The following is an 18070-nucleotide window of genomic DNA, read 5'->3' as shown; positions in this document are numbered from 1 at the left end:
TGGAATCGGGCCCGTTCAGCATAACGGCTCCGGTACGCTGGTGGGCATGAGTCCTGCAGTCAAGCCCGACCACCATGAGACCTCCCTCGCCGACGCCCACCGATTCGCCCGGGTGGATGAGGAAGGCCATGTCTATGCACTGGCCTCCGCTCCCGCGCAGACCGAGACAGCCGACGGCGCCGCTCCGGAGGCCGTCCATGTCACAGCGCCGGAGGCCGACGGCGTCGCGGCGGCGCACCCTGAGACCGCCGAGGCCGCCGAGACCCCCGGGCCGAAGGCCGCCGAGAGCTATGTGGGGCAGTTCTCCGGAGCCAGCGCCGATGAGGCCCTGCACTACTTCACCCGGAAGTTCGATGAGCTCTACAACCGTGCGCTGCTGCTGAGGGCTCGCGCCGCGGCCGGCGCCGACTCCGCCAAGGCGCTGCACGAGTCTTTGAGACACATTCGCCAGGAGCTCACCGACGGCACCTGGGTCGGCGACGTCGCGGCCCTGAGCTCGCTGCTTGGGGAGATCTCCACGGAGATCGATCAGCGCGCAGCGGTCGAGGCGCAGGAGGCTGAAGCGGTGCTCGCCGAGCACCTGGCGGTCCGTGAGCAGATCGTGGCCGAGGTGGAGCTGCTGGCCGAGGCCGATCCGACCACACAGCACTGGAAGAGCGCCCAGGCGCGGATGAACGAGCTCTTCGAGGCCTGGAAGTTCGAGCAGAAGAAGCCGCCGCGGCTGACCAAGTCCCAGGAAGACCCCTATTGGAAGCGTTTCCGCGCCGCGCGGAATCTCTTCGAGAAGAACCGGCGCGCGTTCTTCGCCTCCCGGGACAAGGAGCACGGTGATATCAAGGCCGCGAAGGAGGCGCTGATCGTCGAGGCGGAGCAGCTCAAGGACTCCGACGACTATGGCGCGACCACCAAGGCCTATCACCGGCTGATGGATGACTGGAAGGCCCTGGGCCGCGGCGCCCGCAAGACCGACGACGCGCAGTGGGCCCGCTTCCGCGCCGCCCAGGACGTGTTCTTCGGCGCCCGGGACAAGATCAACGCAGAGACCGACGCGGAGTACGCCGAGAACCTCACGGTGAAGCTGGCGCTCCTCGAGGACTTCGAGGCCCTGATGCCGATCGAGAACCCCGAGGCGGTCCGGGAGCAGTACCAGGCGCTGCTGAACCGCTGGGACGCCGCCGGTCGGGTGCCTCGTGGGGACATGAAGTCCATCGAGAGTCGGCTCAAGCGCGTCCAGGATGCGTTCCACGACGCCGAGAAGTCCCATTGGCGAAAGACCGACCCCGAGACGATCGCGCGACAGAATTCGATGCTCACCCAGCTCGACGACGCCATCGCTGAACTTGAAGCGGCACTCGAGGCCGCCCAGGTCAGCGGAGACACCCAGGCGATTGCAGAAGCTAAAGAGGCATTGGACGCGCGAAGAAGCTGGCGGGATATGTTGAAGTAACGAATAGATTACACTCGTCAAAGATCTGGTGACCCATTTGCTATTCCCTGTGGGTCACTGGACTTGTGCCGTCGACATCCAGTGAGGACCCCGCGTGAGCGATCAACAGCCGCATGAGTCGGGCTCCCAGCGCAGCCGCCGCGAGATTCGCGAGGCTCGGGAGCTCGAACTTGCTGAGCAGCGTGCTCTGGAGGAGACGCTGCGCACTCCGCGCGCCCGCTCGGCGGCCTCGGCGGGGCCCGCGGTAGAGCGCGATGAGCCCACCGCGGCGGATCCCGGCGCGGCACCGTCCCCGGCGTCCCTGCCCACCATTGCGCCGGTGCAGGGCTCGGTGATCTTCAACCAGGAATACGTCAGCGAAGGCAAGCTGGAGCGCGAAGACACCCAGCACGCCGACCCGCACCACCCTGACCTGCACCCCGTCGTCCCCGCCACGGGTGACGACCCTGACTCTGAGCCCACTGCTCCCTCGGCCGTGACCCCCTTCGACCAGGTCCTCTCCCCGGACGAGGCTGACTATGACGTCGACTACGAGTCCGACGTCGACTACGACGCGGATTACGAGTACGCGCTGGCGGAGGAGTCGGACTTCCCCCTCGAGGACGACCTCGAGGACGACTATTACGAAGGTACCCGCATCGCTCACGACGACGACGGCACTCCGCTGCTGATCTCATCCTCAAGCCACGGCCGCAGCTACCAGACGGTCTCCGGCGTCGAGGGGGGCGCGACCCAGGCGGTGTTGGAGAAGCGGCGCACCCGACGGCGGCGCCGCAACCTCACCCTGAGCGTGGCCTTCGGACTGTTCGCGGCGCTGCTCGTGGGATTCGTGGTCGTGCTGCAGTCGCTGTTCGGCGGCGGCGGCCCGGAAGACTTCGAGACCCAGGCCGGGGAGGTCGTGGAGTTCACCGTCGAAGAGGGAGACGGTCCCGCGCTGGTGCGCAACCGCCTCCTGGAAGCCGGGATCATCGCCAGCGACGACGCGTTCGACGACGCCTTCGCGGCGCTCGACGGAGCACCTGAGCTGCAGCCGGGGGAGTTCCAGCTGCGCGAACAGATGCCGGCCGCGGATGCGCTGGCGGTGATCTTCGAGGAGGGCGAGGCGCTGCACTACATCTCGCTCCAGGACAACACCCGCATCGACGCGGCGCTGAGCTCCATCGCGGCGCAGACCGGGATCCCCGAGAGCGACATCGGCCGAGCGGCGGCTGACCCCGGCGCCTATGGACTGCCCGACGAGGCCGAGACGCTCGAAGGCTATCTCGCCGCCGGGGAGTACCAGCCGAGCCTGGAGGCGACCCCCGAGGAGATCCTCCAGCAGATGGTGGACACCACCTTCGAACGGCTCGAGGAGCTCGGCATCACCGAGGAGGATGAGCAGTGGCGCACGGTGATCGTCGCCTCCCTGCTCACCGCGGAGGGCCTGCCCGGCGACTACGAAGAGATCGCCGGGATCATCGAGAACCGGCTGGCCCCGAACAACTCCGAGACCGACGGGCTGCTGCAGATCGATGCCACCGTGATCTACGGACTCGGGACGCAGAGCGTGCACTTCACCGAGGAGGAGCGAGCCGACGCCTCCAACGAGTACAACACCTACCAGAACCCGGGCCTGCCCCCCGGACCTGTCGCCGCACCCAACATGGCGACCCTCGAGGCCGCCGCGAACCCGGAGGAGAACGACTACTTCTACTGGGTCACCGTGGACCTCGAGACCGGTGAGACGAAGTTCGCCGAAGACTATGAGGAGCACCTCGGCTACGTGGAGGAGTTCAACGCGTACTGCGAGGACAACGCCGAGATCTGCGACGGAGAACCGACCCAGGAGAACGCCGGACCGTGACTCGTCAGGCCGCTGTGCTGGGCCACCCGATCGCCCACTCGCTCTCCCCGCTGCTGCACGCCGCGGCCTACGAGCATCTGGGGCTCGACGCCGACTACCGGCGGATCGACGTCGAAGAATCTTCGCTGCAGGAGTTCCTGCGCGGAGAGGGCGCGGCGCCGGGCTGGCTGGGCTGGTCGGTCACGATGCCGCTGAAGGCCGCCATGGTGAGCGCCGTGGACCACCCGTCGGCGCGGGTCACCGCGCTGGGCGTGCTCAACACCGTCGTCCACGGTCCCGCCGGCACACCGGAGGGCGCGCGCATGCTCTCCGGTGAGAACACCGACGTGGACGGCATCGTCGCGGCCCTGGGCGAGGCCGGGCTGCACCAGGCGTCGTCGTCGAGCCGGGGCAGCTTCGGCATCATCGGTGCCGGCGCCACCGCCACCGCCGCGCTGGCCGCCGCCTCCGAGCTCGGCTACACCCAGGTGCGCAGCTACGCCCGCTCCGTCCAGCGCGGGCTGGAGCTGGAACCGGTGGCCGCCGCGCTGGGTCTTCGGCTCAGCGTGGCCCAGCTGTCCGGGCTGCCGCATGACCTCGCTGGCACGGACGAGCTTCCGGCAACCCACGACCTCTCGGCAATCCACGACCTGGACACGGGCCGGGGGAACTCCGGGCAGCTCGACGCCGTGGTGTCGACCCTTCCCCCGCGCGCCGCCGATGAGATCGCCGCCACGCTGCCCAGACTGGACCGCCCGATTCCGCTGCTCGACGTCGCCTACGACCCCTGGCCCTCGCTCCTGGCCAGCTCCTGGGAGGCGGGCGGCGGCCGGGTGGTCAGCGGTCTGGTGATGCTGCTGCACCAGGCGGTGAAACAGGTGGAGCTGTTCAGCGCGGCCACCTCGACCCCGGCCGGTGAGCTCTCCGCGGAGTCCCACGCCCAGATGGTGGCCAAGATGAGGCGCGCGATCGGTTTATGATGGACCCCATGTTGCGCTGGCTCACTTCCGGAGAATCACACGGCAAATCCCTCGTCGGAATCCTGGAAGGGCTTCCCGCCGGCGTCACGCTGAGCACCGACGCGGTGCAGGAGAAGCTCGCCCGCCGCCGTCTCGGGTACGGCCGCGGAGCCCGGATGAAGTTCGAACAGGACCAGGTCGCGCTGCTGGCCGGCGTGCGCCACGGCGTCACCATCGGCGGACCGCTGACCATCGAGGTCGGCAACACCGAGTGGCCCAAGTGGGAGAAGGTCATGTCAGCCGACCCGGTGGACCCCGCCGAGCTGGAGCACCTCGCCCGCAACGCCCCGCTGACCCGCCCCCGCCCAGGTCACGCCGACTACACCGGCATGCAGAAGTACGGCTTCAGCGAGGCCCGCCCGGTCCTGGAACGCGCCTCGGCGCGGGAGACCGCCACCCGCGTCGCCCTCGGTGCGGCCGCCCAGTCCTTCCTGAGCGAGCTCGGGATCACCACGGTCTCGCACACCACCGCCATCGGCCCGGTGCAGATCCCCGCCGACGCCCCGCTGCCCCGCGCCGCCGATGCACAAGCCCTGGACGCCGACCCGCTGCGCTGCTTCGACGCGGAGACCTCCGAACGGATGGTCGCCGAGGTCGACGACGCCCACCGCGCGGGGGAGACCCTCGGCGGCGTCGTCGAAGTGGTCGTGGAGGGACTTCCCCCGGGCCTGGGCAGCTATGTGCACTGGGACCGACGGCTGGATTCACGCCTGGCCGGAGCGCTCATGGGCATCCAGGCCATCAAGGGCGTGGAGGTCGGCGACGGCTTCGAGACCACCCGACGCCGCGGCTCGGCCGCCCACGACGAGATCACCCTGGACGAGCACGGGCAGATCGCGCGCACCTCCAACCGCGCCGGCGGCATCGAAGGCGGCATGAGCATCGGCGGCCCGCTGCGGGTCCGCGCCGGGATGAAGCCCATCGCCACCGTGCCGCGCGCGCTGCGCACCGTGGACACCGCCACCGGCGAGCAGACCACCGCCCACCACCAGCGCTCCGACGTCTGCGCCGTCCCGGCGGCCGGCGTCGTGGCGGAGGCCATGGTGGCCCTGGTCATCGCCGAAGCCGTGCTGGAGAAGTTCGGCGGGGACTCGGTGAGCGAGGTGCAGCGCAACCTGCGCAGCTATCTCGACCACCTCCCCGAGCTCGGCGGCGACCCCTCGGGCGCCGGTGCGGACGGAGACCCGCTGCAGGCCCCCGCCGCGATGCAAGACTGATGCGCCAACCCGCAGCCGCCGAGCAGCGAGGCGACGGCCGCAACATCGTGCTGATCGGGCCGATGGGCTCCGGGAAGTCCACCGTCGGTGCCGCCCTGGCCCGCCGGCTGCACCGGCCGCACGTGGACAGCGATCACTTCTTCGTCGCCCGCCACGGATCCATCCCGGAGTACTTCTCGCTGCACGGGGAGGACGCCTTTCGGGCCGAGGAGCGCAGCATCGTGGCCGAGCTGCTCGACTCCCCACGCCCCTCGGTGATCAGCCTCGGCGGGGGAGCGGTGCTCAGCGCCGACACCCGCGGACTCCTCCTCGACCAGCTGGTGATCATGCTGGATCTCACCGAGGACCAGGCCGCGCTGCGCCTGGGGGACGGCTCCAGCCGGCCGATCCTCGGCGCGCACCCGGTGCAGGCCTGGAAGCGCATCTATGCCGAACGCGAGCAGATCTACCGAGACTGCGCTGATATCGTCATGAGCCCGGACGATGCGCACATCGACGTGCGAGTCGACCACATCGTGCGAGCCCTCAACACCACCTCCAGGAGAGATCCAAGCGTATGAGCCACCAGGCCGAGACCGAGGCTTCCGCCCCTGAACCCACCATCATCACCGTCGGGGAGGGCGCGGGCACCGGCGGTCAAGAGCTGGGCTACGACGTCATCATCGGCAACGGGCTGCTCTCCCGGCTGCCCGGGCTCGTCGGCCCACAGGCCGAACGGGTGCTGGTGATCCACCCCCGGGCGCTGCGCGCCACCGGCGACGTGGTCCGCGAGGACCTCGAGAAGGCCGGGTATCAGGCGCTGGTCGCCGAGATCCCGGACGCCGAGGAGGGCAAGCACATCCAGGTCGCCGCGTTCTGCTGGCAGGTCCTGGGGCAGAACGACTTCACCCGCTCCGACGCGATCGTCGCCGTCGGCGGGGGCGCGGTGACCGATGCCGCCGGCTTCGTGGCCGCGACCTGGCTGCGCGGCATCCGCGTGGTCCACATGCCCACCACGCTGCTGGGCATGGTCGACGCCGCTGTGGGCGGGAAGACCGGGATCAACACCTCCGAGGGCAAGAACCTGGTCGGCTCCTTCCACCAGCCCGCCGGAGTGCTCGCCGATCTGGACACGCTGCTCACCCTGCCCCGCAACGAGCTGGTCGCCGGACTCGCCGAGGTCGTGAAATGTGGATTCATCGCCGACGAGCGGATCCTCGACATCATCGAAGCCAGCCCGGAACAGGCGCAGAACCCGCACTCCTGGCAGATCCGCGAGCTCATCGAGCGCGCCGTAGCGGTCAAGGCCAAGGTGGTGGGTGCGGACATGCTCGAATCCGGCATCCGCGAGTCGCTGAACTATGGCCACACCCTGGGCCACGCCATCGAACTCGCCGAGCGCTACCAGTGGCGCCACGGCGCGGCCATCTCGGTGGGCATGATCTTCGCCGCCGAGCTCGGGCGCAGCCTGGGCCGACTCGATGACGCCACTGCGGACCGTCACCACGCCGTGCTGAACCTGCTCGGGCTGCCCACCACCTACCGCGATGACCGCTGGAGCCAGCTGCTCGAAGGCATCCGCCGGGACAAGAAGAACCGCGGCGACCAGCTGCGGTTCGTGCTGCTCAATGGTCAGGGGCAGCCGGTCACCGTGGAGATCCCGGACGCCTCGATCCTCTTCGCCACCTACCAGGAGATCGCCCAGCCGGAGACGGGCAGCATGATCTCGCTCTGAAGCCAGCGCTCGAGCCTGTAGAATCGTTTGGCGCCGCGTGGAGCGACCATGGCGTCCAGCATTCGCTGTGCACAACACTCCATGCCCCCACGACCCAGGAAAGGCAGATTGTGGCCAGCTCGAACGACATCAAGAACGGCTCCGTCCTCAAGATGGAGGGACAGCTGTGGAACACGCTCGAGTTCCAGCACGTCAAGCCGGGCAAGGGCGGTGCGTTCGTTCGCACCAAGCTGAAGAACATCCGCACCGGCAAGGCCGTGGACAAGACGTTCAACGCCGGCGCCAAGGTGGAGTTCGCCACGGTCGACCGCTCCAACTACCAGTACCTCTACCAGGACGGTGAGGACTTCGTCTTCATGGACCTGCGCGACTATGACCAGATCACCGTGCCCGCCACGGTGGTCGGCGACGCCGCGAACTTTCTGCTGGAGTCCCACGAGGTGACCATCGCCCTGCATGACGGCACCCCGCTCTACCTCGACCTGCCCCCCTCGGTCGTCCTGGAGATCACCTACACCGAGCCGGGCCTGCAGGGTGACCGCTCCAACGCCGGCACCAAGTCCGCCACGCTGGAGACCGGACACGAGATCCAGGTCCCGCTGTTCGTGGACCAGGGCACCCGCGTGAAGGTCGACACCCGCACCTCCGCATACCTCGGCCGAGTCACGGACTGATCCCTCCAGTGGCAAAGCGAAGCAAAGCCCGCCGCCGGGCCCTCGAGATCCTCTTCGAGGCCGAACAGCGAGACATGGACCCCTTCGAGGTCCTGCGGGTCCGCCGCGAGCGCGCGGACCTGATCGTCAACGAATACGTCCTCGAGCTCATCGACGGTGTGAAGTCCGAACAGGAGCACATCGACGAGATCCTGGCCACCTACGCGCGCGGCTGGACGCTTGAACGGATGCCGCGGGTGGACCTGATGGCGCTGCGCATCGGCGCCTGGGAGCTGCTGTGCAACAACGAGATCCCCGACAATGTGGCGGTCTCCGAGGCCGTGACGCTGGTCAAGGAGCTCTCCACCGATGACTCGCCCAGCTTCGTCAACGGACTGCTCGGCAGGATCCAGGTGCTCAAGCCCACGCTGGTCGAGGTTGATGACGTAGAGTGAACGCGGCGCTTCAGCTCAGCGCCGCAGCACGGCTCGAGCAGCTGCACCGCGGTGCGGCGGCGCAGGCCATAACTGAAGATTCAGACTTCCTTTAAACATCGTCCAGTGAGGCGAGGAAGGAGTCGTACGGTGACACGCTCACCCGAGACCTCTCACGTGATGTCCGCCTCCGACATGGACCGGGCGCTCACGCGCATAGCCCACGAGATCGTCGAATCCCACCGCGGAGTCGAAGGTCTCCTGCTGCTCGGCATCCCACGCCGCGGAACCATCCTGGCCCGCCGCCTGGGTGAACGGCTGGCCCGGATCGATCCAGCCTTCGATCCCGAACAGGCCATCGGCTCCCTGGACATCACGCTCTACCGCGATGACCTGCGCGCCCACGGGGCCCGCACCCCCGAACCCACCAAGATCCCCGGCGCCGGGATCGACGGCGCCACAGTGGTCCTGGTCGATGACGTGCTCTACTCCGGACGGACCGTGCGCGCCGCCCTGGACGCCCTGCAGGCGCTTGGCCGCCCCGCCGTCGTCCGGCTCGCCGTGCTGGTGGACCGCGGCCACCGCGAACTGCCGATCCGCTCGGACCATGTCGGCAAGAACCTCCCGACCTCCCGCGACGAACGCGTCTCGGTGCTCCTCGACGAGGTCGATCGTGTGCCCCGCAGCGAGGAGGCCGTGGTCATCCAGCGCGGCCGCGCGTCCCAGGCGGGTGAGCGCTGATGCGACATCTGCTCTCCACCGCCGATCTCAGCCACGCGCAGGCGCTGAGCATCCTCGACACCGCCGAGGAGATGGCCGCCGTCTCCACCCGCGAGGTCAAGAAGCTGCCCACCCTGCGCGGTCGCACCGTGGTGAACCTCTTCTTCGAGGACTCCACCCGCACCCGGATCTCCTTCGAGGCCGCCGCCAAACGACTCTCCGCAGACGTCATGAACTTCTCCGCCAAGGGCTCCTCGGTCTCGAAGGGGGAGTCGCTGAAGGACACCGTGCAGACCCTGGAGGCCATCGGCGCAGACGCGATCGTGATGCGGCACTGGGCCTCCGGCGCTGCCGCGCAGCTCGCCGCCTCGGACTGGACCGACTGCGCGGTCATCAACGCCGGCGACGGCACCCACGAACACCCCACCCAGGCGCTGCTCGACGCGCTGACCCTGCGCCGCGGCTGGTCCGCCGCCCAGGGCCAGTACCCGCGCGGCACCGACCTGACCGGGATGCGGGTATTGATCGTCGGAGACATCCTGCACTCCCGGGTGGCCCGCTCCAACATCTGGCTGCTGCGCACCTTGGGCGCCGACGTCGGCCTAGTCGCCCCGGCCACGCTGCTGCCGGTGGGCGTGGAGAAATGGCCGGTGAGCGTGTACTACAGCCTCGACGAGGCGCTGGGCTCCGGCCCGGAGGCCGGCCCCGACGCGATCATGATGCTGCGGGTCCAGGCCGAGCGGATGGGCGGCGCCTACTTCCCGACCGCCGCCGAGTACACCCGCCGCTGGGGCCTCACCGATGAGCGGCTGGCCCGGCTCGAAGCCCACCGCGGAGCCGCCGGGCAGCGACCTATGATCCTGCACCCGGGACCGATGAACCGCGGAGTCGAGATCTCCGCCGCCGCCGCCGACTCCCCGATGAACCAGGTCCTGGACCAGGTCTCCCACGGAGTCTCCGTCCGCATGGCCGTGCTGCACCTGCTGCTGAGCAGCTCAGAGAGGAACACCGCATGAGAAGCACCCCCACCGCCGCCACCCTGATCCTGGGGGCCCTGCCCTACGGCGAGGCGCCCGAGGACGTGCTCATCGCGGATGGCCGGATCGCCGCCGTCGGACCCGACGCCCGGATTCAGGCCGAGCAGCTGCAGGAGGTCACCACCATCGAGGCGGCGGGACTGATCATGCTCCCGGGCATGGTGGACCTGCACACCCATCTGCGCGAGCCCGGCCGGGAGGACGCCGAGACCGTGGAGACCGGCAGCCGCGCCGCCGCCAAGGGCGGCTTCACCGCGGTCCACGCGATGGCGAACTCCTCCCCGGTGGCGGACTCCGCCGGCGTCGTCGAGCAGGTGCACCGGCTCGGCCGAGCCTCCGGCTGGACCGAGGTCTACCCGGTCGGCGCCGTCACGGTCGGACTCGCCGGCGAACGACTCGCCGAGCTCGGGGCCATGGCGGAGTCCTCCGCGCAGGTGAGGATGTTCTCCGACGACGGGATGTGCGTGCACAACCCGGTGCTGATGCGCCGGGCGCTGGAGTACGTGAAGACCGTGGACGGGTTCATCGCCCAGCACGCCCAGGAGCCGCTGCTCACCGAGGGCGCGCAGATGAACGAGGGCGACGTCTCCGCGGTCCTGGGACTGCCCGGCTGGCCCGCCGTGGCCGAGGAGTCCATCATCGCCCGCGACGTGCTGCTGGCCCAGCATGTGGGCTCGAGGCTGCACATCTGCCACGTCTCCACCGCCGGCTCGGTGGAGATCATCCGCTGGGCCAAGGAGCGCGGCATCGACGTCACCGCGGAGGTCACCCCGCACCACCTGCTGCTCACCGACGAGCTGGTCCGCGGCTATGACCCGGTGTACAAGGTCAACCCGCCGCTGCGCACCGGCGCCGACGTCGAGGCGCTGCGCGCCGGCCTCGCCGACGGCACCATCGACATCATCGGCACCGACCACGCCCCGCACCCCACCCAGGCCAAGGAATGTGAATGGTCCGCCGCGGCCATGGGCATGACCGGGCTGGAGACCGCGCTGCCGGTGGTCATCAAGACGATGATCTCCACCGGGCTCATGGGCTGGCGACGCTTCGCCGAGGTCACCTCGATCAAGCCGGCGCAGATCTACCGCCACGCCCACCAGGGGCGACCGCTGAAGCCCGGCGAGCCCGCCAACCTGATCCTGGTGGACGCGAGCGCGACCCAGACCGTGGACCCCGCCGGCCACGCCAGCAAGGGTCGGAACTCGCCCTTCCGCGGGATGGAGCTGCCCGGCGCGGTGCGCGCGACCTTCCTGCAGGGGCACCCGGTGGTGCTCGACGGCGAGCTCAACAGCCCGCTGAGCGAGGCCGCGGCGCGCGCGGCGGAAGAGTCGCAGGTGCAGTCATGACGGTGCAGCTTCCCACGATCCCGCCCACGACCCTTGCCACGACCGCCGCGGACATGACCGGCACCTACCTGTCCTATCTGTGGATCGCGCTGGGCATCATCGCGGTGCTGCTGGGCCTGCTCTGGCTCGGCTGGCGCGGACGCCAACGCCGCCAGCGCGGACTTCCGGTGCCGGACCAGGTCCCCGCCGAGCTGTTCGAGGCCCAGCCGCGCGCCGCCGCCGAGGGCATGGTCATCGGCACCGTGAAGGCCGGTGACTACCTCGACCGGGTCGCCGTCCACGGACTTGGCGTGCGCACCAACGGACGCGTCGAGGTCCACGAGCAGGGCATCGCCGTCTTCCGCTCCGGGGCGCCGAACTTCCTGATCTCCGCCACGGCGCTGGACCACGTGCGCACCGACCGGGGAGTGGTGGGCAAGTTCGTCGAACGCGACGGCGCCATCATCATCGGCTGGCGGCTCGGCGAGGAGCCCGTGGAGACCGCCTTCAGAGCCCGGCACGCAGAAGCCCACCAGGAGCTCCTCGACGAGCTCACATCCGTCATCCGTCCCTCCGACGAGGAGTCAACACCTTCATGACACACCACAACTCCGCCACACAGGCCCCGACCCGGGCGCCGGCGTCCACACCGACACAGTCACCGGCCTCGACGCCGACCTCGGCGCCCGCGCTGCTGGTCCTCGAGGACGGCACCGTGCACCACGGCTCCGCCTACGGCGCCCAGGGCGCACGCCTGGGTGAGGCGGTCTTCGCCACCGGGATGACCGGCTACCAGGAGACGCTCACCGACCCCTCCTACGCCCGCCAGATCGTGGTGCAGACCGCCCCGCACATCGGCAACACCGGGATCAACGACGAGGACGCCGAGTCCCGCAAGATCTGGGTCGCCGGCTATGTGGTGCGCGACGCCGCCCGCCGCCCCTCGAACTGGCGCTCCCGGCGCACCCTGGACGAGGAGCTCAGCTCCCAGGAGATCATCGGCATCAAGGACGTCGACACCCGGGCGATCACCCGGCACCTGCGCAGCGCAGGATCGATGAAGGCTGGGATCTTCTCCGGCGACCAGGCCGCCCGGCCGGTCGCTGAGCTGGTCGCCGAGGTGAAGGCCCAGCCCTCGATGGCCGGCGCGCGCCTGGCCGAAGAGGTCTCCACCGACACGGCCTATGTGATCGAGCCCCGCGACCACGGCTGGACCCAGGGCGTCGTCGCCACCGTGGCCGCCATCGACCTCGGCATCAAGACCATGACCCCGGTGCGGATGGCCGAACGCGGACTGCGGGTGCATGTGCTCCCCGCCGCCAGCAGCTTCGCCGAGATCGAGGCGCTGGACCCCGACGGGGTCTTCCTCTCCAACGGGCCCGGAGATCCCGCCACCGCGGCGAACCAGATCGGGCTGCTGCGCGAGGTGCTCGACGCCAGGACCCCGTTCTTCGGGATCTGCTTCGGCAACCAGATCCTGGGCCGGGCGCTGGGCTTCGGCACGTACAAGCTGCCCTTCGGCCACCGCGGGATCAACCAGCCGGTGATGGACCACGCCACCGGCAAGGTCGAGATCACCTCGCAGAACCACGGCTTCGCCGTGGACGCGCCCGTGGGCGAGGTGGTCACCGCCCCGCAGGACCGCTTCGGCCGGGTCGAGGTGAGCCACTCCAGCCTCAACGACGGCGTCGTGGAAGGCCTGCGCTGCCTCGACATCCCAGCCTTCAGCGTCCAGTACCACCCCGAGGCCGCCGCCGGCCCGCATGACTCGGCCTACCTCTTCGACCGCTTCGTCGAGCTGATGACCGCCGCGCGCACCAAGACCGGCGCCGACACCGTCACTGCCGCCGACACTGAGACCACCACCCACACCGTGACCACCACCGACACTGAGACCCGTGGAGGGAACCCACTCAATGCCTAAGCGTCAAGACCTCAAGTCCGTCATGGTCATCGGCTCCGGCCCGATCGTGATCGGACAGGCCGCCGAGTTCGACTACTCCGGCACCCAGGCCCTGCGAGTGCTCAAGGAGGAGGGCCTGCGGGTCATCCTGGTCAACTCCAACCCGGCCACCATCATGACCGACCCGGAGTTCGCCGACGCCACCTACGTGGAGCCGATCAGCCCCGAGGTGGTCGCGAAGATCATCGAGAAGGAGCGCCCCGACGCGCTGCTGCCCACCCTCGGCGGGCAGACCGCGCTTAACACCGCGATCGCGCTGGACAAGGACGGCGTGCTGGACAAGTTCGGCGTCGAGCTGATCGGGGCGAACATCGCCGCCATCGAGCTCGGCGAGGACCGGCAGAAGTTCAAGGGCGTGGTGGAGCGCTGCGGCGCCGAGTCCGCCAAGTCGCTGATCGTGCACTCCATGGCGGAGGCGCTGGTCGCCGCCGAGCAGCTGGGCTACCCGATGGTGGTGCGCCCCTCCTTCACCATGGGCGGACTGGGCTCCGGGCTGGCGTACAACGAGACGGACCTGCACCGGATCGCCGGCGCCGGCCTGCAATATTCGCCGACCACCGAGGTGCTCCTGGAGGAGTCCATCCTGGGCTGGAAGGAGTACGAGCTGGAGATGATGCGCGACTCCAAGGACAACGTGGTCGTGGTCTGCTCCATCGAGAACTTCGACCCGGTGGGGGTGCACACCGGCGACTCCATCACGGTGGCTCCGGCCATGACCCTGACCGACCGCGAGTACCAGCGGCTGCGCGACATCTCCATCAACGTGATCCGCGAGGTCGGGGTGGCCACCGGTGGCTGCAACATCCAGTTCGCCATCGAGCCCGGGACCGGTCGCGTCGTCGTCATCGAGATGAACCCGCGGGTCTCGCGCTCCTCGGCTCTGGCCTCGAAGGCCACCGGCTTCGCGATCGCCAAGATCGCCACCAAGCTGGCCCTGGGCTACACCTTGGACGAGATCCCCAATGACATCACCAAGAAGACCCCGGCCAGCTTCGAGCCGGTGCTGGACTATGTGGTGGTGAAGGTCCCGCGCTTCGCCTTCGAGAAGTTCCCCGCCGCGGACCCCACGCTGACCACCACGATGAAGTCCGTGGGCGAGGCGATGGCCTTCGGGCGCAACTTCACCGAGGCCATGCAGAAGGCGCTGCGCTCCCTGGAACAGCGCGGCAGCGAGTTCGACTTCACCGTCGCCGACCCGGAAGAGCTCGAAGAGCTGCTCGAGAAGATGGCCACAGCGACCACCGAGCGGCTCCACCAGGTCCAGCGGGCGCTGCTCTCCGGGGCTTCGATCGAGGCGGTCCATGAGATCACCTGGATCGACCCCTGGTACCTGGATCAGCTCCAGCTGATCAACGAGACCGCGATGGCGGTGGCAGCTGCGCCTGAGCTCGACGTCGCCGCGCTGCGCCTGGCCAAGCGGCACGGCTTCTCCGACGAACAGATCGGCGCGCTGCGGCACATGGACGCCGCGGTGGTCCGCGGAGTCCGTCACGCGCTGGGGATCCGCCCCGTCTACAAGACCGTGGACACCTGCGCCGCCGAGTTCGAAGCCTTCACCCCGTACCACTACTCCTCCTATGACCTCGAGGACGAGATCGTGCACCACGATCAGCCCTCGGTGATCATCCTGGGCTCCGGGCCCAACCGGATCGGACAGGGCATCGAGTTCGACTACTCCTGCGTGCACGCCACCATGGCGCTGCGCGAGGCCGGCTATGAGACCGTGATGGTCAACTGCAATCCCGAGACCGTCTCCACCGACTACGACGTCTCCACCCGGCTCTACTTCGAGCCGCTCACGCTGGAAGACGTGCTCGAGGTCATCGCGGCCGAGGAGCGCAGCGGGGGAGTGGCCGGGGTCTTCGTCCAGCTCGGCGGGCAGACCCCGCTGAAGCTCGCCCAGCAGCTCGCCGACGCCGGGGTGACCATCCTGGGCACCTCCCCGGAGGCGATCGACCTCGCCGAGGACCGTGGAGAGTTCGACCAGGTGCTCCAGCGCGGCGGGCTGATCGCGCCGAAGAACGGCACCGCAGTGAGCTTCGAGGACGCCAAGAAGGTCGCCGACAGCATCGGATACCCGGTGCTGGTCCGGCCCAGCTACGTGCTCGGCGGACGCGGCATGGAGATCGTCTACGACGAGCCCGGCCTGGAGCGCTACATCGCCAACGCCACCGAGGTCACCCCGGAGCACCCGGTGCTGGTGGACCGGTTCCTCGAGGACGCGATCGAGGTCGACGTGGACGCCCTCTACGACGGCGAACAGCTCTACGTGGGCGGCATCATGGAACACATCGAGGAGGCAGGGATCCACTCCGGCGACTCCGCCTGCGTGCTGCCCCCGATCACCCTGGGCCCTGACGTGCTCGAACGCGTCCGGGTCGCCACCCGGGTCATCGCCGAGGGGGTGGGGGTGAAGGGGCTGATCAACATCCAGTTCGCCCTGGCCTCCGACATCCTCTACGTGATCGAGGCCAACCCGCGCGCCTCCCGCACCGTGCCGTTCGTCTCCAAGGCCACCGGGGTGCAGATGGCCAAGGCCGCGGCGCACATCGGCACCGGGGTGGCCATCGCGCAGCTGCGCGCAGGCTCGGGCCACAGGCTCTCCGGCCTGCTGCCGGCCACCGGGGACGGCTCCGAGCTGCCCCCGGGCGCGCCGGTCTCGGTGAAGGAGGCGGTGCTGCCCTTCGCCCGCTTCCGCACCCCCGAGGGACGCGTGGTCGATTCCCTGCTCGGCCCGGAGATGCGCTCCACCGGCGAGGTGATGGGCATCGACAAGCATTTCGACACCGCCTTCGCCAAGGCCCAGCAGGCGGCGAACAACCCGCTGCCCACCTCCGGCAACGTCTTCGTCTCGGTGGCCAATCGGGACAAGCGAGCGATCATCATGCCGGTCAAGCGCCTGGCCGACCTGGGCTTCTCCATCGTCTCCACAGGAGGCACCGCCGATGTGCTGCGCCGCAACGGGGTCGAGACCACCACGGTGGCGAAGATCGCCGACGCCGAGACGCAGGGCGGCACCATCCTGGAACGGGTGGAGAGCGGGGAGATCGCGCTGATCATCAACACCCCCTCCGGCGGGAACGCCCGCAGCGACGGTTACGAGATCCGCGCCGCCGCCACCTCGGTGGGCACCCCGGTCATCACCACCGTGGCCGAGTTCGGCGCGGCCGTGCAGGCCATCGAGGCGCTGGGCCAGTTCAGCTGGTCGGTGGCCTCGCTGCAGGAGCACGCCGAGCGACTGAAGCAGGCCGAGCGGCTGAACCAGGCCGAACTGGCCAGACAGGCCGACCAGCGCAAGCAGGATGTCCAGCGCAAGCCGGCGAGGCAGGCCGGGGCATGACCTCCAGCCTCGCGGGCCAGTCCGCCGGGATGCCCTTCGGCGGACGGCTCGCGGCGGCGATGAGCGCCCACGGCAGGCTCTGCGTGGGTCTGGACCCGCATCCGCAGCTCCTCACCGACTGGGGGCTCACCCAGGACGCCGCCGGGCTGCGCGAGTTCAGCGCCCGGGTGCTCGAAGCCTGTGCCGGTCGGGTCGGCGTGCTCAAGCCCCAGGTGGCGTTCTTCGAACGCTTCGGGGTCTCCGGCATGCAGGTGCTCAGCGAAGTCCAGCACCAGGCCCGCGCCGCCGGGCTGCTGGTGATCGCCGACGCCAAGCGCGGAGACATCGGCTCCACCATGGCCGGCTACGCAGAGGCCTGGCTGGACCCGGATGCGGACTTCGGGGCCGATGCGCTCACCGTGAGCCCCTACCTGGGCTTCGGCTCGCTGCAGCCAGCGATCGACGCCGCCGCCCGGCACCGGGCCGGACTCTTCGTGCTGGCGCTGACCTCGAACCCGGAGGGCCAGCAGGTTCAGCTCGCGCGCGACGCCCGGGGCGTCACCGTGGCCGGGCAGATCGCCGCCGAGGCGGCGGCCGCCTCCGCGGCGCTGGCCCAGACCGCACCCGCAGCCGGAGCAGCCGGAGAGACCCGCTCCGGGGTGGGCGCTGAGGTCGGCGCAGCCGTTGGGCTGGGCAGCATCGGGCTCGTCGTCGGAGCGACGACGGCGGGGCTCGCCGTCGAACACGGGATCGACCTCGGAGCTGGCCGGATGCCGCTGCTGGCACCGGGCTACGGGGCGCAGGGCGCCGACGCCGAGGCGCTGCGCGCAGGCTTCGGTGAGCGCTACGCCGAACAGGTCCTGGTGAACTCCTCCCGCGGGATCCTGGGTCAGGGGCCGGACCCGGATTCTCTGACCAGGGCCATTGAACTGGCGAAGGCGGATCTGGGCTGAGAACTCGCCAGGCCGTTCTCTATTGATGTTCGACCGCCCAGCCACTAGATTCTGCTCAATATCACCTGGTGCTGTCGGCTGACAACCGTCCCGAGCGACTGCACCACGGACGTTGGGGGAGAATCGTGGCACTGCGAGAACTGACCAAGGAAGAGCGGGACACCGCCCGTCGCAAGGCACTGGCCGCCCGCGTCGAACGGGCCCAGCTCAAGAAGGAGTTCGGCAACGGGGGCATCGGCTTCGACGAGGTCCTCGAACGCGCTTCCAGCTCCGAGGCGGTGGCTCGGCTGAAGACGCTCGAGCTGCTGGAGTCCCTCCCCGGGGTCGGTCGCGTCACCGCCACCAAGGCGCTGGAGGACCTGGGGATCTCGGTGAACCGCCGACTCGGCGGACTCGGGGTCAAGCAGCGACGAGCCTTGAAGGAGTATCTGGCAGAATTGGGCTGAC

General features: G+C 69.5%; 16 protein-coding genes. All 16 read left to right on the top strand.

The annotated features are described in order from the left end of the window. Nucleotides 1-46 precede the first annotated feature (46 nt). Entirely contained in the window at nt 47-1447 is a 1401-nt protein-coding gene (locus LSI54_RS10645; protein WP_241478346.1) for a DUF349 domain-containing protein, read from the top strand. A 94-nt stretch (nt 1448-1541) separates the two neighbouring features. Beyond that, a complete protein-coding gene (locus LSI54_RS13210; RefSeq protein WP_241478345.1) occupies nt 1542-3290 on the top strand; it encodes an endolytic transglycosylase MltG in 1749 nt (582 codons plus the stop codon). Beyond that, nucleotides 3287-4249, top strand: coding sequence for a shikimate dehydrogenase family protein (locus tag LSI54_RS10635; protein WP_241478344.1), 963 nt, complete (start codon nt 3287-3289; stop codon nt 4247-4249). The genes LSI54_RS13210 and LSI54_RS10635 overlap by 4 nt, the downstream gene beginning before the upstream one ends. Before the next feature lie 8 nt (nt 4250-4257). Next, nucleotides 4258-5505: a chorismate synthase gene (aroC, locus tag LSI54_RS10630; protein WP_241476229.1), complete on the top strand. Its 1248-nt coding sequence runs from the start codon at nt 4258-4260 to the stop codon at nt 5503-5505. Continuing rightward, nucleotides 5505-6065, top strand: coding sequence for a shikimate kinase (locus LSI54_RS10625; RefSeq protein WP_241478343.1), 561 nt, complete (start codon nt 5505-5507; stop codon nt 6063-6065). The genes aroC and LSI54_RS10625 overlap by 1 nt, the downstream gene beginning before the upstream one ends. Next, nucleotides 6062-7219: a 3-dehydroquinate synthase gene (gene aroB, locus LSI54_RS10620; RefSeq protein ID WP_241478342.1), complete on the top strand. Its 1158-nt coding sequence runs from the start codon at nt 6062-6064 to the stop codon at nt 7217-7219. The genes LSI54_RS10625 and aroB overlap by 4 nt, the downstream gene beginning before the upstream one ends. A 110-nt stretch (nt 7220-7329) precedes the next feature. Next, on the top strand, nt 7330-7893 hold the full coding sequence (gene efp / locus LSI54_RS10615; protein ID WP_207172284.1) for an elongation factor P: 564 nt from the start codon (nt 7330-7332) through the stop codon (nt 7891-7893). A gap of 8 nt (nt 7894-7901) precedes the next feature. Beyond that, nucleotides 7902-8327: a transcription antitermination factor NusB gene (gene nusB, locus LSI54_RS10610; protein WP_241464567.1), complete on the top strand. Its 426-nt coding sequence runs from the start codon at nt 7902-7904 to the stop codon at nt 8325-8327. A 129-nt stretch (nt 8328-8456) separates the two neighbouring features. Next, complete coding sequence (gene pyrR / locus LSI54_RS10605; protein WP_342357740.1) at nt 8457-9047, top strand: bifunctional pyr operon transcriptional regulator/uracil phosphoribosyltransferase PyrR; 591 nt, start codon at nt 8457-8459, stop codon at nt 9045-9047. Further along, nucleotides 9047-10042: an aspartate carbamoyltransferase catalytic subunit gene (locus tag LSI54_RS10600; RefSeq protein ID WP_241478341.1), complete on the top strand. Its 996-nt coding sequence runs from the start codon at nt 9047-9049 to the stop codon at nt 10040-10042. Before pyrR ends, LSI54_RS10600 begins: the two co-directional genes overlap by 1 nt. After that, on the top strand, nt 10039-11409 hold the full coding sequence (locus tag LSI54_RS10595) for a dihydroorotase (protein WP_241478340.1): 1371 nt from the start codon (nt 10039-10041) through the stop codon (nt 11407-11409). The genes LSI54_RS10600 and LSI54_RS10595 overlap by 4 nt, the downstream gene beginning before the upstream one ends. Continuing rightward, complete coding sequence (locus LSI54_RS10590) at nt 11406-11987, top strand: PH-like domain-containing protein (protein WP_241478339.1); 582 nt, start codon at nt 11406-11408, stop codon at nt 11985-11987. The genes LSI54_RS10595 and LSI54_RS10590 overlap by 4 nt, the downstream gene beginning before the upstream one ends. Further along, nucleotides 11984-13312, top strand: coding sequence for a glutamine-hydrolyzing carbamoyl-phosphate synthase small subunit (gene carA / locus LSI54_RS10585; protein WP_241478338.1), 1329 nt, complete (start codon nt 11984-11986; stop codon nt 13310-13312). Before LSI54_RS10590 ends, carA begins: the two co-directional genes overlap by 4 nt. Next, entirely contained in the window at nt 13305-16691 is a 3387-nt protein-coding gene (carB, locus tag LSI54_RS10580; protein ID WP_241478337.1) for a carbamoyl-phosphate synthase large subunit, read from the top strand. Before carA ends, carB begins: the two co-directional genes overlap by 8 nt. Next, nucleotides 16688-17623 (top strand): orotidine-5'-phosphate decarboxylase, encoded by a 936-nt coding sequence (gene pyrF / locus LSI54_RS10575; protein ID WP_241478336.1) that lies wholly within the window; start codon nt 16688-16690, stop codon nt 17621-17623. Before carB ends, pyrF begins: the two co-directional genes overlap by 4 nt. 125 nt (nt 17624-17748) lie before the next feature. Beyond that, on the top strand, nt 17749-18069 hold the full coding sequence (gene mihF, locus LSI54_RS10570) for an integration host factor, actinobacterial type (protein ID WP_241464574.1): 321 nt from the start codon (nt 17749-17751) through the stop codon (nt 18067-18069). Nucleotide 18070 lies beyond the last annotated feature (1 nt).

The sequence above is a fragment of the Nesterenkonia sp. AY15 genome (genome assembly GCF_022565855.1).
In the GTDB taxonomy this organism is placed as follows: Bacteria; Actinomycetota; Actinomycetes; order Actinomycetales; family Micrococcaceae; genus Nesterenkonia.
This window is presented reverse-complemented; position numbering and strand designations above follow the sequence as displayed.